Origin of the sequence: Enterobacter sp. SGAir0187 (assembly GCF_002952735.2) — a bacterium.
In the GTDB taxonomy this organism is placed as follows: Bacteria; Pseudomonadota; Gammaproteobacteria; order Enterobacterales; family Enterobacteriaceae; genus Enterobacter; species Enterobacter quasiroggenkampii.
Map to the genome: position 1 here is coordinate 3,958,652 of NZ_CP025034.2, position 15,945 is coordinate 3,974,596.

Sequence of the window (15,945 nt, forward strand, 5' to 3'; positions counted from 1 at the left end):
CCGATAACATCATGTCTGTAAAATTACAGTTCCTGAAGAAGTTGCAGGCACGCCAACCTGCACCTGTTCCTGCCATCAGTAAGAGTCAGGCTGATATTGCAGAGTTTCGCCAGCGAATGGCCCAGCTTCAGGAGCAAATGGACGCGTGGCTGACGGATACGGGACTGAATGTGGAGCCACTGACCGTATCCGTTCCGGATCTGCTGGTGGAGGGCGGTGCTTTTGAGATTTCCGGTATCGTTTTGCGCTATGACAGCCGGGCGGTCAAATTTATGCCGATCTTTCTGTATGGACAGGGCGTCGCCGGTTGTGTCGAGGTGACGTTCTGTTCCGGGAATAAGGTGATTTCTCAAGGGCGCCTGTTCATGCGGGTGGGGAACCTAAATGGCTGGATCTTTACTCCCCCTGATACCTCATCCCGGTCAGGACAACTATTTGATGAAGGTATTTTTTACGGTCTGATTTTTGCGCTGCTGCCATAGCGATAACATTTATTCCTTTAATTAGTCATTAACCGACACGGATATGCAGGCCCTCCAGGATGACCACACATATAACGTTAAAAACCGGCGGCGACCCGCGTACGCTGCCAGATTACGCCGCCCTCCGCGATGAGCTCAGCAAGCTGACGCATCCTGCTCGCCCGGATGTGAACTGGCAATATGTCGAAAAACGCTGTCTCTCTCTGTTTGAACAAAACGGTGTGGAGTTGCAGACTGCGGCCTGGTTCACCCTTGCCCGGACTCACCTGTCTGGATTGGCTGGCCTGAACGAAGGGCTGGCGATTCTGGAGGCCCTGATTAGACATCAGTGGGTCGTTTTCTGGCCGAAGACGCTACATACTCGTCTGGAAATCCTTACCGGCCTGAGCCAGCGACTGCAGCAGCGCATGCGTATGCTTCCACTCAACAACAGCCATCTAAGTGAGCTTTATCGTGCTGAAGCGTTGCTTGCCCGGCTGAGTTCGGTGCTCCAGCGCTTTGAACTGAAACACCTAAGCCAGTTCGATACGTTACGAACAATGATACGTTCGAATGCTGAACGGCTGGAAAGCAGTAATGACGCATCAGATCAGAATGCACGCATGATGCCCGGTTGCGAAATACCTCAGGAAAGGGCAGAGCCGGTTGACGAAGTGAAATGGGTCTATGTTGTGCAGCCGGAGACTCAGCCTGATGCAGAGGGGCTTACGACAGCGCACGGGTCGGTCAGACCATGGAAGCCCTTTGTCGCCGGGATGTGTTCTATGCTGGTGGTCTGCGTCGCCGCGGCGTGGGGAGGGGGCTTTCTGTCCAGACCTGATCCCTTAACTACGCAGGCTGTTGCCTCGCTGGCGCCGTTACCTGAAGCGCTTACACCTGCTCAGCAAGAGGCGTTAGCACAGCGAGGCACTTTATCGTCCACGTTTATCACAGAAACGCAGCAGCAGCTTGCCCGACTGGATAAGCTGCCCCCTGACTGGAATATTTCCTACAGCCTTCAGCTGTTAGCGCAACTCCAGACAGTGCGGCCGGAGGAGGCGAAGCCGCTCGCCGTGCAGTGGCAGCAAAAATTTAACGCGGCAGCGTTGCCTGTTGATGCCATGAACAGCTGGTACCAGGGAATGATGAAGCTTCAGCAACTGAGCCTTCGGCTGAGTAGTCTGGATGAGCAAAAAGGAAAATATATCACGGTGAGTGAGCTTAAATCGGTGGTTTTTTCGACTATACAGTCATTTAACCAAACAATACCGGCTGAAGAACAACTCAGACGCCTGTCACAGCATCCAGCAGGCGGTGTGCTTCCTGAAGCCGAAAAGACCCAGCTGGAGTTGCGTCTTAAACAGCTGGCAACGCGTTACGCTCAAATAAAACGGGATTCTTCTTCGCAGTGAATTCTGCGGTAGACAGGCGAATGTGTTCAACAACGCGTGGAGGTCAAAGTGTCCCCTGCAGGAATCGAACCTGCAACTAGCCCTTAGGAGGGGCTCGTTATATCCATTTAACTAAGGGGACGAGGCGGCACGAGTATAGCCTTATTTACACTGTGCGTTAAGCGCATCGCCGCCTGACTGCTCAAAGAGTCACCATTCAGGACGGTTTTTTTGTCGATTTATCATCATTTTCCCGTGCCTTAAGCTCAGCTTTGCGTTTGTTCGACATGTCGTTACGGATTTGGGCATGGCTTAACAGTGCGAAGATAAACGTTCCGCCGCAGATGTTACCCGCCAGCGTCGGTAGGGCGAACGGCCAGAAAAAATCGCTCCAGTGAAGCGTACCGTTAAAGACCAGATACAGTATTTCCACGGTACCGACCACGATATGCGTGGTATCAGCCAGCGCAATCAGCCAGGTCATCAATATAATCACCACAATTTTGGCGCTCCCAGCTGAAGGAAACATCCAGACCATTGTGGCGATGATCCAGCCGGAGATGATGGCATTCGAGAACATCTCCACCGGCGTGTTTTTCATCACATCCATGCCGATTTTTACAAACGCGTCCCGGGTGGGTTCATCAAAGATCGGCATGTATTCAAACGCCCAGGCCGCGATGCCCGTGCCAATGATATTACCCAGCAGGACGACGCTCCACAGACGCATCAATAAACCGAAGTTGCCGAGGGTAGGGTTTTGCATTACAGGCAGAACGGCGGTCACCGTATTTTCGGTAAACAGCTGCTGGCGAGCCATGATGACAATAATAAAGCCGAAGGTATAGCCGAGGTTCTCCAGTAAAAATCCGCCGGGTACACCCTCCAGTTGCACATGAAATATCCCTTTCGCAAGCAGAGATGCGCCCATTGAGAGCCCAGCGGCGATAGCTGACCAGAAGAGGGCCATGGCATCGCGCTCCATCTCTTTTTCACCGTCCTGGCGGATATGCTCGTGGATGGCCATCGCGCGGGAAGGCAGGCGATCTTCATCAATTTCTATTTTCTCGCCGCGCGCTTTCTCCTCGCTTTCAATTTCAATTTCCTCATTGCTCTCGCCAATCTTTTCTTCGCCCACTTCTTTCATATCTGCTCCCGGAGGTTGATCTTTCTGTTAAGCGTAGCGGCTTTTGTCGGGATGCCTGTGGGGATGCTCTTAAATTGGCGGCAATGACAACAAAGGTGATACATCTCTTTCAAAGACATTATAAAATTGCCAGCGAAACGAATTCCAAAAGCCAGGCTATGCTGAGATCAGAGTCACGGTGGTTACTGCCCGTAATTGTGCTCATAGACATCGGTAAACGTGCTGTTACAATCGCTTGCACGTTTACAGACGGAGCGTCAACGGCTCCGTTACGGATGGCAATCAACGATAGCCATACTGAACAGGGAGATATTTATGAAACTTCGGCTGTCGGCGCTTGCGCTGGGCGCGACGATGCTTGTGGGCTGCGCCAGCTCCGGGGAGCAAACGGGACGCTCCGATCCTCTCGAAGGATTTAACCGCTCCATGTATAGCTTCAACTACAACGTGCTGGACCCGTATGTGGTTCGCCCGGTGGCAGTGGCATGGCGCGATTATGTTCCACAACCCGCGCGTAACGGGTTAAGTAACTTTACCAGCAACCTCGAAGAGCCTGCGGTAATGGTGAACTACTTCTTGCAGGGCGACCCGTATCAGGGGATGGTGCACTTTACCCGCTTCTTCCTGAACTCCATTCTGGGGATGGGCGGCTTTATTGACGTCGCTGGCATGGCGAACCCGAAACTGCAGCGTGAACAGCCGCACCGTTTTGGTAGTACGCTGGGGCATTATGGTGTCGGCTACGGCCCTTACGTTCATCTGCCGTTCTATGGCAGCTTCACCGTGCGTGATGATGGCGGTGATATGGTCGATACGCTGTATCCGGTTCTGTCGTGGCTGACCTGGCCGCTGTCGATAGGTAAATGGACGGTGGAAGGGATTGAAACACGTGCGCAACTGCTCGACTCTGACGGTTTGCTGCGCCAGTCTTCTGACCCGTACATTATGGTGCGTGAAGCGTACTTCCAGAATCATGACTTTATTGCCAACGGCGGTAAGCTGAAGCCGGAAGAGAATCCAAACGCGAAGGCTATCGAAAACGAACTAAAAGATATCGATTCCGAGTAAATAAAAAAGGTGAGCAATGCTCACCTTTTTTGATTCCAGTACGATTAGAACGCGTAGTTGAAGTTCATGCCGTATAGCCAGGCTTTACCCTCGGAAGAGAACTCATACGGACCTTCCTTGAAGTTAACTTTTTGCCCGTGCATATAAGAGATACCGGCATCAACTGAGGCATCTTTGTTGAAGGCGTAGGTCGCGCCTGCGCTCAGCCAGAAGCGGTCCTGATCCGGAATAGAGATGGAACGCTTGTCGGCAGGTACCGGGCTGTCATCGAAGGCAATACCGGTACGGAACGTCCAGTTATCATCCATATAGTAGGTGGTCCCCAGCGCGATGCGGTAAGCGTCTCTGAAGCTTTCATCTTTATAGAAGAGCGTGTCGCCCTTGCTGTTGGTTGCTTTCAGCTCCTGGAACTGGCTCCAGCTGGTATAGGTTAGGCTATAGTGAATTGCCCACTGCGGTGCCACTTTGTTATAGCCTGACAGTTCCCACATTTCCGGCAGGTGCAGGCTCAGAGAACCGCCAGTGGTGCTGCCGTTGGTACCCATCGGCAGGCCGAAGTTGCCGAGGATTTGGTTATAGGCAGAAGGCAGGCTACTCTTATAATCGCCATCGAAATCGATTTTAACTTCGGAACGATAGGTAAATCCGTAACGGTTGTTTTTATCAAGTTCATACAGGATGCCAGCGTTCCAGCCAAAGCCCCACTCATCACCTTTCAGATAAGCGATCTGAGTGTCTGCCGGGATGCCCGCAACTTGACGCGCCAGAGCAGGCGGCAGTGCACCTGAGCCAGCAACGACTTTGCCCAGGTCTCCCGCGTAACGTTCGATTTTCGCTTTGGCATATACAGCATCAAAGCCAACGCCAAAGCTCCAGTGGTTATCCAGACGGTAAGCACCACTCAGGTTGAGGTTCAGAGTTTCCAGGTCGGTTTTACCGCCAAACGCCCCTGCGGCATAGTTATCACTAAACTCGGTCGCTAAACCGTAGTTAGAGGTCACGGAGGCACCCCAGCCAAACTGGTCATTGATTGGCGCGACGAAGTGCAGGTTTGGCACCCATGCTGTTGGCGCGATGTTATCCGCATTCAGGCTGGCGCCCGTCGGAGAACGACCTGAAATATCAACGCCTGGATCAACAAAAATCGCACCAGCAGAGAAGGTCGGACGATCAAACATCATGATCAATGCAGGGTTACGACTCGCGTTACCCGCATCATCCGCAATCGCACCTTCCCCCGAATACGCGCGGCCAAGGCCAGAGGAAGAAAATTCGTTTAACTGAAAGCCCGCTGACCATGCGGAAGTGGAGACGAGTGCCACTGCGACTGCCAGCGCAGTCTTGTTGAACAGGGTTTTCTGGCTCATGACCATAACCTCATTGAGTTATTTTTATTCAATAATTGTTACATACCGTAACAGGAGCGCGAAGTGTAGGGTCTGAGGTATGACAGACAAATCAGACCAGTGGCCAGAGTATAGGTCCGACCAGCCTGAATGTTGCAAGTTTGTTTATTAATATTTTCAAACATGTTTCGTGAAACGAGATCTGGTTGGCAAAATTGTGACCATCGCGACTCATCCAAAAGGGTGGTTTTTGTTTTAGATCATTTTTTAGTGTGATATTGGTCACTTATCCGATTTTGCGCCATTAACGGCTGGAGAGAGCCCGAGCCGGGGCGTAAAATAGCAGCATCGTGTTTATCTCGCGCGTTGCGCGAATACAGAGGAAATTGAGCTATGAGTAAATGCAGTGCTGATGAAACCCCGGTTTGCTGCTGTATGGATGTTGGGACCATCATGGACAACACCGATTGCACCGCGTCTTACAGCCGTGTGTTCACCAACCGCGCCGAAGCGGAAGAGACCCTGGCCGCGCTGAGCAAGCGTGCGCGTGATGTTGAATCCGATCCGTGTGAAATCAAGTCGACCTTTACCGAAGTGGAAGGCGGCGTGAAGCTGGACATCGACTTTGTTTTCGCTTGCGAAGCAGAAACGCTGATTTTCCAGTTGGGTCTGCGTTAATTTCTGCGGCCTGATGCCCTCACCCCGACCCTCTCCCACGGGAGAGGGCGCAAACATTAAAAACGGTAACCTACGGGTTACCGTTTTGCTTTTACCTTGCGCACCCGGCAACACACCGCACAAATGCCCCTGCCATGCAGGGGCATTTTCTTTTTCTTCTCTGTGTTTTAGCTCGCATTTTTTCGTTTCCCCGATTGGCTGAATGTAAAAAAATGGTTAAGACTATTATCAGGTCAGACCACTTTGCGTTTGCGAAAATTTTTTTACAGGGGAGTGTTATGAGTCAGGCATTACCGCTTATTACCCGTCAGGGCGATCGCATTGCCATCGTCAGTGGATTGCGCACGCCATTTGCGCGTCAGGCAACGGCGTTTCATGGCATACCGGCCGTCGACCTGGGGAAAATGGTAGTGGGGGAGATGCTGGCTCGCAGCGAAATTCCGCCGGAGGTCATCGAACAGCTGGTTTTTGGCCAGGTCGTGCAGATGCCTGAAGCCCCCAACATTGCGCGGGAAATCGTCCTCGGTACCGGGATGAATGTTCATACCGACGCCTACAGCGTCAGCCGCGCCTGCGCAACCAGCTTCCAGGCCGTGGCGAACGTCGCCGAAAGTCTGATGGCGGGTACCATTCGCGCCGGGATAGCGGGTGGAGCGGACTCCTCTTCGGTACTGCCGATTGGGGTCAGTAAAAAGCTGGCGCGTATCCTGGTCGATGCCAACAAAGCCCGTACGACGGGTCAGAAGCTCAAACTCTTCTCGCGTTTACGTCTGCGCGATCTGATGCCTGTCCCCCCTGCCGTAGCGGAATATTCCACCGGCCTGCGCATGGGCGATACCGCCGAGCAGATGGCGAAAACCTACGGCATTACCCGAGAACAGCAGGATGCGCTGGCGCATCGCTCGCATCAGCTTGCGGCAAAAGCCTGGTCGGAAGGTAAGCTGACCGACGAGGTCATGACCGCCTACATTCCGCCCTATCGCGAACCGCTTGCGGAAGATAACAATATTCGCGGCACCTCAACGCTGGCGGATTACGCCAAACTGCGCCCGGCGTTTGACCGCAAGCACGGCACCGTGACGGCGGCGAACAGTACGCCGCTGACGGACGGGGCTGCCGCCGTGATCCTGATGACCGAATCCCGTGCGAAGGAGCTGGGCATTACTCCCCTGGGCTATTTACGCAGCTACGCCTTCACCGCCATTGACGTCTGGCAGGACATGCTGTTAGGTCCGGCGTGGTCCACGCCGCTGGCGCTCGATCGCGCGGGGCTGACGCTGGCTGATTTAACCCTGATTGATATGCACGAAGCGTTTGCCGCACAAACCCTGGCAAACGTCCAGCTGCTGGCAAGCGAGCGTTTCGCACGCGATGTGCTGGGCCGCGCCCATGCCACAGGCGAAGTGGATCAGAGTAAATTCAACGTACTGGGCGGCTCTATCGCCTACGGTCATCCGTTTGCCGCCACCGGCGCGCGAATGATCACGCAAACATTACATGAACTCCGTCGCCGTGGCGGCGGGTTTGGCCTTGTAACCGCCTGTGCGGCGGGCGGCCTTGGCGCAGCAATGGTTCTGGAGGCTGAATAATGGATATGCCATCTGCATTTAATCTGACGGTTCGCCTCGATAACGTGGCCGTTATCACTATTGATGTGCCTGATGAAAAGATGAATACCCTGAAGGCCGAATTTGGCGTTCAGGTGCGCGCGATGCTAAAGCAGATCCGCGAGAACAAAGCCATTCGCGGCCTGGTGTTTATCTCTGCCAAGCCGGATAACTTTATCGCCGGGGCCGATATCAACATGATCGCCCGGGCGCAAAGCGCGCTGGAAGCCGAAGAGCTGGCGCGTCAGGGCCAGCAGGTAATGGCGGAGATCAACAGCCTGCCGATCCCGGTTATCGCCGCGATCCACGGGGCGTGTCTGGGCGGTGGGCTGGAGCTGGCGCTGGCCTGCCATAGCCGTATATGTACCGACGATCCGAAAACCATTCTGGGCCTGCCTGAAGTGCAGCTGGGGCTGCTGCCTGGCTCCGGCGGAACGCAACGTCTGCCGCGCCTGGTGGGCGTCAGCACGGCGCTGGAGATGATCTTAACCGGTAAACAGCTGCGTGCCCGTCAGGCGCTGAAAGCCGGTCTGGTCGATGACGTCGTGCCGCAGTCCATTTTGCTGGAGGCCGCCGTTGAGCTTGCGCTGAAAGGGCGTCAGGCAAGACGTCCTCTGCCGGTTCGCGAGCGCGTGCTGGCCGGCCCGCTGGGCAGAACGCTTCTGTTCAACATGGTGGGCAAAAAGACCGAACAAAAGACCAAAGGCAATTACCCGGCGGCAAAGCGGATCCTTGACGTGATCGAAACCGGGCTGTCGCAGGGCAGCAGCAGCGGCTATGCCGCAGAGGCCAAAGCCTTTGGCGAACTGGCGATGACGCCGCAGTCACAGGCGCTGCGCAGCATCTTCTTCGCCAGCACTGAGGTGAAAAAAGACCCGGGCAGCGAGGCATCGCCTGCGCCGCTGCGTGCCATTGGCGTGCTGGGTGGAGGACTCATGGGCGGCGGTATCGCTTTTGTTACCGCAAGCAAAGGCAAATTGCCTGTACGCATCAAAGACATTAATCCTAAGGGAATCAACCACGCGCTGCAGTACAGTTGGCAGAACCTTGATCAAAAGGTCAAGCGCCGCCATATCAAGGCAAGCGAGCGTGATAAAACCCTGGCGATGATCTCCGGCACAACGGATTACAGCGGTTTTGCGCATCGCGATCTGGTGATTGAAGCCGTGTTTGAGGATCTGGCCCTTAAGCAGCAGATGGTGGCAGATGTCGAGCAACATTGCGCCCCGCATACCATTTTTGCTTCTAACACGTCGTCATTACCGATTGGCGATATCGCGGCGAAAGCCGCGCGTCCGGAGCAGGTGATCGGGCTGCACTTCTTTAGCCCGGTAGAAAAAATGCCGCTGGTGGAAGTTATTCCACACGAGACTACCAGTCCGCAAACCATCGCCACAGTAGTCAAACTTGCGAAGAAGCAGGGTAAAACGCCGATCGTGGTCGCAGACAAAGCCGGCTTCTACGTCAACCGCATTCTGGCGCCCTACATTAATGAAGCCATGCGGCTGCTGACGGAAGGCGAGAAGATCGAGCACGTCGACGAGGCGCTGGTAAAGTTTGGTTTCCCCGTGGGCCCAATCCAACTTTTGGATGAGGTGGGAATAGACACCGGCACTAAAATTATACCTGTACTGGAGGCGGCTTATGGCGATCGTTTTAGCCCACCTGCAAACATTGTTTCTGCAATTTTGAAGGACGATCGCAAAGGCAGAAAAAATGAACGCGGTTTCTATCTTTACGGCGCGAAAGGGCGTAAAAGCAAGAAACAGGTCGACCCTTCGGTTTATGGGCTTATTTCAACCACCGGTCAGGGAAAACTGTCCGCCGTTCAGTGCGCTGAACGCTGCGTGATGATGATGCTCAATGAAGCGGCGCGCTGCTTTGGTGAGCAGGTGATCAAAAGCGCGCGCGATGGCGACATCGGCGCGGTATTTGGCATAGGTTTCCCGCCGTTCCTTGGCGGCCCGTTCCGTTACATGGATACGCTCGGCGCGGGTGAAGTGGTTGCTATCCTGCAACGTCTGGCTTCGCAACATGGTCCACGCTTTACACCGTGTGACGAATTATTGCAGATGGTGGAACGGGGCCAGACATTTTGGCCTGCAAGGGAAACTGTCCTCGTAAGCTGAGGTCAAAGAAGGGTAAATCCTGAGGTGAATGAACCTGTTCTGGCGATTTTGTAAACAGAGATTGACTATACTTACGCCATTGAGGTAAAAAACAGCGTTTCATTCACCGAATGGATCAGGCACAATGCCCGGCCATCGGGTTTTCTACCTCTCAGCATTTATCGCGGGTAGTTAACGCCGGTGATTCTGGTTAACAAAAGCGGTGCAATATGCAAGTTTTTATCATGCGTCACGGCGACGCGGCACTCGATGCCGCCAGTGACTCAGTACGTCCTTTGACCGTGTGTGGCTGCGACGAATCTCGTCAGATGGCGACCTGGCTTAAAGGTCAAAAAGTGGACATCGAACGCGTTCTGGTGAGTCCGTTCCTGCGTGCTGAACAGACGCTGGAGGTGGTAGGGGAGTGCATGAACCTGCCGGCCAGCGTGGATGTTCTTCCTGAACTCACCCCCTGTGGCGATGTAGGCCTTGTCAGTGCCTATCTTCAGGCGTTGTGCAATGAAGGTGTTGCGTCTGCGCTGGTCATTTCCCACCTGCCACTGGTTGGCTATCTGGTGTCTGAGCTGTGCCCGGGCGAAACGCCGCCGATGTTCACAACATCCGCCATTGCCAATGTGTCTCTGGACGAAACGGGTAAAGGTGTCTTTAACTGGCAAATGAGTCCGTGCAACCTGAGGATGGCAAAAGCCATCTGACGTGACGTGTGATTGTGCGGGGGCGCAAAACAGGCCTCCCGCCATCCTGTCAGGGTAATTCTGGCGGCTGCCACTCTTCTACTTCAATCAACACCAGCAAGGCGGCATCTCCGCCGTACTCTTTGGGTGCCTGATGAAACGCCATCACGTGTGGATGCTGAGCCAGCCACAGCGGCGTCTGCTGCTTGAGGATATGCTTACCGTGGCCGTGCATCACGCAGGCGCAAAAAACATGTTCGCGGCGACAGGCGGCGATCAATGCCCCCAGCTCCTGTTTTGCCTGCATCTGCGTTAAACCGTGCAGATCGAGAAACAGCTCCGGCGAATAATCTCCGCGACGTAACTTTTTCAGTTCAAAATGGCTGACGTCTTCGCGCACGTACTTCACCGCACCCTGCGTATTGAGCAGCGGCTGAAATTCATCTGAAAAATAGTGGCTGTTATCCGCCTGCTCCTGCAGCAGCCGTTTGACCGGGACTTCGCTGATTTTTTTACGCTGCGGGCGATGAACAATCGTGTCCTGCGCGATTTTCCGCGTCCCGGTCATTAGCTGGCGGAAGAGTGCCTGATCCTCCTCGCTGAGCGATGTTTTCTTTTTCATTCGTCATTCTCATCTCGTATTTCCGATAGTGTACCCGACTAAACGCATTTTTTAACCTCAAGCGGTACGCGTCATTGCTGATTTATCGCCGTCTTCATGGCAAACTAGCCGCCGAAAATTATGCGAGCATGCCCTGGAGGAAAGAGTGGATAAAATTTTTGTCGATGAAGCAGTAAACGAGCTGCATACCATACAGGACATGTTGCGCTGGTCGGTTAGCCGCTTCAGTGCCGCCAATATCTGGTACGGTCACGGTACCGACAACCCGTGGGATGAGGCCGTACAGCTGGTGCTGCCTTCACTCTATCTGCCGCTGGATATTCCAGAAGACATGCGCACCGCGCGCCTGACCTCCAGCGAAAAACACCGCATCGTTGAGCGCGTGATCCGCCGCGTCAACGAACGCATCCCGGTCGCCTACCTGACCAACAAAGCCTGGTTCTGCGGCCACGAGTTCTATGTCGATGAACGCGTGCTGGTGCCGCGCTCGCCGATTGGTGAGCTGATTAACAACCACTTTGAAGGCCTGATCGGCCATCAGCCGCAGCACATCCTGGATATGTGCACCGGCAGCGGCTGTATCGCCATTGCCTGCGCTTACGCCTTCCCGGAAGCGGAGGTCGATGCCGTCGACATCTCCACCGACGCGCTGGCCGTGACCGAGCACAACATTGAAGAGCACGGACTGATCCATCACGTCACGCCAATTCGCTCCGATCTGTTCCGCGATCTGCCGACGCTGCAGTACGATCTGATCGTCACCAACCCGCCGTACGTTGATGCGGAAGACATGTCCGATCTGCCGAACGAATACCGTCATGAGCCGGAGCTGGGTCTGGCCTCAGGATCTGACGGCCTGAAGCTGACCCGCCGTATTCTGGCCTGCGCGCCGGATTATCTGACCGACGACGGCGTTCTGATTTGTGAAGTGGGCAACAGCATGGTACATCTGATAGAGCAGTACCCGGATGTGCCGTTCACCTGGCTTGAGTTCGACAACGGCGGTGACGGCGTCTTTATGCTGACCAAAGCGCAGCTGCTCGACGCGCGCGAACACTTCAGCATCTATAAAGATTAATCCAGCGGGCTTCGGCCCGTTTCACAACGCTCAAACACAAACAACAACATCGGAGCCGTGATGGCAGGAAACAGTATTGGACAGGTATTCCGTGTGACCACCTTTGGCGAGTCGCACGGGCTGGCGCTGGGCTGTATCGTTGATGGCGTACCGCCAGGCATCGAACTGACCGAAGCCGATTTACAGCACGACCTCGACCGCCGTCGTCCGGGCACCTCTCGCTACACCACGCAGCGTCGCGAGCCGGACCAGGTCAAAATTCTCTCCGGCGTCTTTGAAGGACGCACTACAGGCACCAGCATCGGTCTGCTGATTGAAAACACCGATCAGCGCTCCCAGGACTACGGTGCCATCAAAGACGTGTTCCGTCCGGGCCACGCCGACTACACCTACGAACAAAAGTACGGCTTCCGTGACTATCGCGGTGGCGGACGTTCTTCCGCGCGTGAAACCGCGATGCGCGTGGCGGCAGGAGCGATTGCGAAAAAATACCTGCAGCAGAAATTTGGCATCGTTATCCGCGGCTGTCTGACCCAGATGGGCGACATTCCGCTGGCGATCAAAGACTGGGATCAGGTTGAACAAAACCCGTTCTTCTGCGCCGATGCCGACAAGCTGGAGGCGCTGGACGAACTGATGCGCGGTCTGAAAAAAGAGGGCGACTCCATTGGCGCGAAAGTGACCGTGGTGGCCGACGGCGTCCCAGCTGGCTGGGGCGAGCCGGTATTTGACCGTCTCGACGCCGACATCGCCCACGCGCTGATGAGCATCAACGCGGTGAAGGGCGTAGAGATTGGCGACGGCTTTGACGTGGTTCAGCTTCGCGGCAGTCAGAACCGCGACGAAATCACGAAGGCGGGCTTCCAGAGCAACCACGCGGGCGGCATTCTGGGCGGTATCAGCAGCGGGCAGCAGATTATTGCCAACATCGCGCTGAAGCCAACCTCCAGCATTACCGTACCGGGCCACACGATTAACCGCGATGGCGAAGAAGTTGAGATGATCACCAAAGGACGTCACGATCCGTGCGTGGGGATCCGCGCGGTGCCGATCGCAGAAGCGATGCTGGCGATCGTGCTGATGGATCACTTCCTGCGCCAGCGCGCGCAGAATGCGGATGTGACGACCACCATTCCACGCTGGTAAACATGAAAAAAACCGCAATTGCTCTGCTGGCGCTGCTCGCCAGTGGAGCCAGTCTGGCTGCGACGCCATGGCAAAAAATCACCCACCCGGTGGCAGGGAGCGCGCAGTCCATTGGCGCCTTTTCCAACGGCTGTATCGTCGGTGCCCAGGAGCTGCCTCTTCAGTCTGATACCTATCAGGTGATGCGTACCGACCAGCGTCGCTACTTTGGCCACCCGGATCTGGTGCTGTTTATTCAGCGTCTGGGAAACCAGGTGCATAACCTGGGGCTGGGTACGATGCTGATTGGCGATATGGGGATGCCTGCCGGCGGTCGTTTTAACGGTGGCCACGCCAGTCACCAGACCGGACTGGATGTTGATATCTTCCTGCAGCTGCCGAAAGCGCGCTGGACGTCTGCCCAGTTGCTGAAGCCGCAGGCGCTGGATCTGGTGGCGAGCGACGGCAAGCGCGTTGTGCCGTCCCTGTGGACGCGGGAGGTCTCCAGCATGATCAAGCTGGCGGCAGAAGATAACGACGTCACGCGGATTTTCGTCAACCCGGCCATCAAGCAGCAGCTCTGCCTGGATGCCGGAACGGACCGCGACTGGCTGCGCAAAGTGCGCCCGTGGTTCCAGCATCGCGCGCACATGCACGTTCGCCTGCGCTGCCCGGCGAACAGCCTGGAATGTGAAGATCAGCCGCTTCCGCCGCCAGGCGATGGCTGTGGTGCGGAACTGCAAAGCTGGTTTGAACCGGCAAAACCTGGAACCTCTAAGCCTGAGAAGAAGACACCGCCTCCGTTGCCGCCTTCCTGCCAGGCGCTACTGGATGAGCATGTACTTTAATGGATAATTTCGTCGATCTGTTTATGGTGTCACCGCTGCTGCTGGTGGTGCTGTTCTTCGTGGCCATGCTGGCCGGTTTTATTGATGCCCTTGCGGGCGGCGGCGGGTTATTAACCGTACCCGCGCTGCTGGCGGCAGGCATGAGCCCGGCGCAGGCGCTTGCCACCAACAAGCTGCAGGCCTGCGGCGGCTCGCTCTCAGCGTCGCTCTATTTTATCCGCCGCAAGGTGGTGAGCCTGGCCGACCAGAAGCTCAATATCCTGATGACCTTTATTGGTTCCACGTCGGGCGCGCTGCTGGTTCAGCACGTGCAGTCGGATATTTTGCGCCAGATCCTGCCGGTTCTGGTCATCTGCATCGGGCTTTATTTCCTGCTGATGCCGAAGCTCGGTGAGGAAGACCGCCAGCGTCGTCTGCACGGCCTGCCGTTTGCCCTGATTGCCGGGGGCTGCGTCGGCTTTTACGACGGATTCTTCGGCCCGGGGGCAGGCTCGTTTTACGCGCTGGCGTTCGTGACGCTGGCCGGGTTTAACCTCGCCAAATCGACCGCTCATGCCAAAGTGCTCAACGCGACGTCGAACCTCGGCGGTCTGCTGCTGTTTATCATTGGCGGCAAGGTCATCTGGGCAACCGGATTCGTGATGATGGCAGGACAGTTCCTGGGCGCGCGCGCGGGTTCGCGTCTGGTGTTAAGCAAAGGACAAAAACTTATTCGCCCGATGATCGTCATCGTCTCGGCCGTAATGAGCGCCAAACTTCTTTATGACAGCCATGGACAGGAGATCCTCACCTGGTTGGGGATGCACTAATGAACAGTACGCATAAATACGAACAGCTGATTGAGATCTTTGACGGCTGTTTTGCTGACGATTTTAATACCCGTCTGATTAAAGGCGACGACGAACCGATCTATCTTCCTGCTGATGACGAGGTTCCGTATAACCGCATCGTCTTTGCCCACGGCTTTTACGCCAGCGGCTTGCACGAGATTTCGCACTGGTGCATTGCGGGGAAAGCGCGGCGCGAGCTGGTGGACTTCGGCTACTGGTACTGCCCGGACGGACGTGACGCCGCCACGCAGGGGCAGTTTGAAGATGTGGAAGTGAAGCCGCAGGCGCTGGAATGGCTATTCTGCGTCGCGGCGGGTTTCCCGTTCAACGTGAGCTGTGACAACCTCGAAGGCGACTTCGAGCCAGACCGTATCGTCTTCCAGCGCCGCGTGCATGCGCAGGTGATGGAATATCTTGAGAAAGGCATCGCGGAACGTCCAGCACGCCTGATTGAGGCCTTACAGAATTATTACCACACGCCGGTTATCACGGCGGAATGCTTCCCTTGGCCGGAAGATCTTTAACAGAGGAAAGAAGATGATCGCAGAATTTGAATCACGCATTCTGGCGTTAATTGATGACATGGTGGAACACGCCAGTGATGATGAGCTGTTCGCCAGCGGTTATCTGCGTGGTCACCTGACGCTCGCGGTAGCCGAGCTGGAAGCGGGTGACGATCACTCTGCCTACGCCGTTCACGCTGAAGTGACCCGCAGCCTGGAAAAAGCCATTCTGGCCGGGGAGCTCTCTCCGCGCGACCAGTCACTGGTGCTGGGCATGTGGGACAATTTGTTCCGGCAGGCGAAAACGAAGTAAATGTTTCACCCGTCCCTCTCCCTGTGGGCTGAGGAATCCCCACAAAATAATACCAGCACGGACGACCCCCTCTCCCTTGAGGGAGAGGGCTGGGGTGAGGGGGAACATACGGCTCTGGTGGTCAT

Annotated in this window: 16 protein-coding genes and 1 tRNA gene; 13 read left to right on the forward strand and 4 right to left on the reverse strand. The window is 55.5% G+C overall.

The features are described from left to right. Positions 1 to 11: 11 nt before the first annotated feature. A complete protein-coding gene (locus tag CWR52_RS19085) occupies positions 12 to 482 on the forward strand; it encodes a hypothetical protein (RefSeq protein WP_062936052.1) in 471 nt (156 codons plus the stop codon). Between the two features lie 59 nt (positions 483 to 541). After that, a complete protein-coding gene (locus tag CWR52_RS19090) occupies positions 542 to 1,873 on the forward strand; it encodes a VasL domain-containing protein (RefSeq protein ID WP_104950438.1) in 1,332 nt (443 codons plus the stop codon). 49 nt (positions 1,874 to 1,922) lie between these two features. On the opposite strand, the gene CWR52_RS19095 is transcribed toward CWR52_RS19090, so the two are convergent. Together CWR52_RS19095 and CWR52_RS19100 are read right to left on the reverse strand one after the other, a co-directional pair. Continuing rightward, positions 1,923 to 1,994 (reverse strand) — tRNA-Arg (locus CWR52_RS19095). Positions 1,995 to 2,069: 75 nt separating this feature from the next. Beyond that, positions 2,070 to 2,999 carry a formate/nitrite transporter family protein gene (locus CWR52_RS19100; RefSeq protein ID WP_104950439.1) on the reverse strand — a complete coding sequence of 310 codons (930 nt, stop codon included), beginning with the start codon at positions 2,997 to 2,999 and terminating at the stop codon, positions 2,070 to 2,072. Positions 3,000 to 3,314: 315 nt separating this feature from the next. On the opposite strand from CWR52_RS19100, the gene mlaA reads away from it, so the two are divergent. Beyond that, positions 3,315 to 4,067, forward strand: a complete 753-nt coding sequence (mlaA, locus tag CWR52_RS19105) for a phospholipid-binding lipoprotein MlaA (protein ID WP_104950440.1) — start codon at positions 3,315 to 3,317, stop codon at positions 4,065 to 4,067. A 44-nt stretch (positions 4,068 to 4,111) separates the two neighbouring features. Here mlaA and fadL read toward each other — a convergent pair whose 3' ends face one another. Beyond that, positions 4,112 to 5,434, reverse strand: coding sequence for a long-chain fatty acid transporter FadL (fadL, locus tag CWR52_RS19110; RefSeq protein ID WP_048029663.1), 1,323 nt, complete (start codon positions 5,432 to 5,434; stop codon positions 4,112 to 4,114). Between the two features lie 372 nt (positions 5,435 to 5,806). On the opposite strand from fadL, the gene CWR52_RS19115 reads away from it, so the two are divergent. The 4 genes from CWR52_RS19115 (at position 5,807) to sixA (ending at position 10,522) form a co-directional block, all read left to right on the forward strand. Then, entirely contained in the window at positions 5,807 to 6,091 is a 285-nt protein-coding gene (locus CWR52_RS19115; RefSeq protein ID WP_023336445.1) for a YfcZ/YiiS family protein, read from the forward strand. Positions 6,092 to 6,369: 278 nt separating this feature from the next. Next, positions 6,370 to 7,680: an acetyl-CoA C-acyltransferase FadI gene (gene fadI, locus CWR52_RS19120; protein ID WP_021241580.1), complete on the forward strand. Its 1,311-nt coding sequence runs from the start codon at positions 6,370 to 6,372 to the stop codon at positions 7,678 to 7,680. Continuing rightward, positions 7,680 to 9,827: a fatty acid oxidation complex subunit alpha FadJ gene (fadJ, locus tag CWR52_RS19125; RefSeq protein ID WP_104950441.1), complete on the forward strand. Its 2,148-nt coding sequence runs from the start codon at positions 7,680 to 7,682 to the stop codon at positions 9,825 to 9,827. Before fadI ends, fadJ begins: the two co-directional genes overlap by 1 nt. A gap of 209 nt (positions 9,828 to 10,036) precedes the next feature. Continuing rightward, entirely contained in the window at positions 10,037 to 10,522 is a 486-nt protein-coding gene (sixA, locus tag CWR52_RS19130) for a phosphohistidine phosphatase SixA (RefSeq protein WP_032623034.1), read from the forward strand. Positions 10,523 to 10,571: 49 nt separating this feature from the next. On the opposite strand, the gene smrB is transcribed toward sixA, so the two are convergent. After that, complete coding sequence (smrB, locus tag CWR52_RS19135) at positions 10,572 to 11,123, reverse strand: endonuclease SmrB (protein ID WP_008502613.1); 552 nt, start codon at positions 11,121 to 11,123, stop codon at positions 10,572 to 10,574. Between the two features lie 145 nt (positions 11,124 to 11,268). Between smrB and prmB the strand changes: the two genes are divergently transcribed. From prmB to CWR52_RS19165, 6 genes are read left to right on the forward strand one after another with little or no spacing between them, the layout of a single operon-like run. Further along, entirely contained in the window at positions 11,269 to 12,201 is a 933-nt protein-coding gene (gene prmB / locus CWR52_RS19140; protein ID WP_008502612.1) for a 50S ribosomal protein L3 N(5)-glutamine methyltransferase, read from the forward strand. A 60-nt stretch (positions 12,202 to 12,261) separates the two neighbouring features. Then, a complete protein-coding gene (gene aroC / locus CWR52_RS19145; protein ID WP_023312577.1) occupies positions 12,262 to 13,347 on the forward strand; it encodes a chorismate synthase in 1,086 nt (361 codons plus the stop codon). Positions 13,348 to 13,349: 2 nt separating this feature from the next. Continuing rightward, entirely contained in the window at positions 13,350 to 14,174 is an 825-nt protein-coding gene (gene mepA, locus CWR52_RS19150; RefSeq protein WP_023336439.1) for a penicillin-insensitive murein endopeptidase, read from the forward strand. Beyond that, complete coding sequence (locus tag CWR52_RS19155) at positions 14,174 to 14,983, forward strand: sulfite exporter TauE/SafE family protein (RefSeq protein WP_045908744.1); 810 nt, start codon at positions 14,174 to 14,176, stop codon at positions 14,981 to 14,983. The genes mepA and CWR52_RS19155 overlap by 1 nt, the downstream gene beginning before the upstream one ends. Then, positions 14,983 to 15,528, forward strand: a complete 546-nt coding sequence (locus tag CWR52_RS19160) for an elongation factor P hydroxylase (RefSeq protein WP_104950442.1) — start codon at positions 14,983 to 14,985, stop codon at positions 15,526 to 15,528. The genes CWR52_RS19155 and CWR52_RS19160 overlap by 1 nt, the downstream gene beginning before the upstream one ends. A 13-nt stretch (positions 15,529 to 15,541) precedes the next feature. Beyond that, the gene (locus CWR52_RS19165) at positions 15,542 to 15,820 is read left to right on the forward strand and encodes a YfcL family protein (protein ID WP_104950443.1); all 279 of its coding nucleotides are present in this window, start codon (positions 15,542 to 15,544) and stop codon (positions 15,818 to 15,820) included. Positions 15,821 to 15,945 lie beyond the last annotated feature (125 nt).

Bases quoted from the DNA above. Each gene is read 5' to 3' on its own strand.
- CWR52_RS19085 (WP_062936052.1), top strand. From the start codon at position 12: ATGTCTGTAAAATTACAGTTCCTGAAGAAGTTGCAGGCACGCCAACCT.
- CWR52_RS19090 (WP_104950438.1), top strand. From the start codon at position 542: ATGACCACACATATAACGTTAAAAACCGGCGGCGACCCGCGTACGCTG.
- CWR52_RS19100 (WP_104950439.1), bottom strand. From the start codon at position 2,999: ATGAAAGAAGTGGGCGAAGAAAAGATTGGCGAGAGCAATGAGGAAATT.
- mlaA (WP_104950440.1), top strand. From the start codon at position 3,315: ATGAAACTTCGGCTGTCGGCGCTTGCGCTGGGCGCGACGATGCTTGTG.
- fadL (WP_048029663.1), bottom strand. From the start codon at position 5,434: ATGAGCCAGAAAACCCTGTTCAACAAGACTGCGCTGGCAGTCGCAGTG.
- CWR52_RS19115 (WP_023336445.1), top strand. From the start codon at position 5,807: ATGAGTAAATGCAGTGCTGATGAAACCCCGGTTTGCTGCTGTATGGAT.
- fadI (WP_021241580.1), top strand. From the start codon at position 6,370: ATGAGTCAGGCATTACCGCTTATTACCCGTCAGGGCGATCGCATTGCC.
- fadJ (WP_104950441.1), top strand. From the start codon at position 7,680: ATGGATATGCCATCTGCATTTAATCTGACGGTTCGCCTCGATAACGTG.
- sixA (WP_032623034.1), top strand. From the start codon at position 10,037: ATGCAAGTTTTTATCATGCGTCACGGCGACGCGGCACTCGATGCCGCC.
- smrB (WP_008502613.1), bottom strand. From the start codon at position 11,123: ATGAAAAAGAAAACATCGCTCAGCGAGGAGGATCAGGCACTCTTCCGC.
- aroC (WP_023312577.1), top strand. From the start codon at position 12,262: ATGGCAGGAAACAGTATTGGACAGGTATTCCGTGTGACCACCTTTGGC.
- mepA (WP_023336439.1), top strand. From the start codon at position 13,350: ATGAAAAAAACCGCAATTGCTCTGCTGGCGCTGCTCGCCAGTGGAGCC.
- CWR52_RS19155 (WP_045908744.1), top strand. From the start codon at position 14,174: ATGGATAATTTCGTCGATCTGTTTATGGTGTCACCGCTGCTGCTGGTG.
- CWR52_RS19160 (WP_104950442.1), top strand. From the start codon at position 14,983: ATGAACAGTACGCATAAATACGAACAGCTGATTGAGATCTTTGACGGC.
- CWR52_RS19165 (WP_104950443.1), top strand. From the start codon at position 15,542: ATGATCGCAGAATTTGAATCACGCATTCTGGCGTTAATTGATGACATG.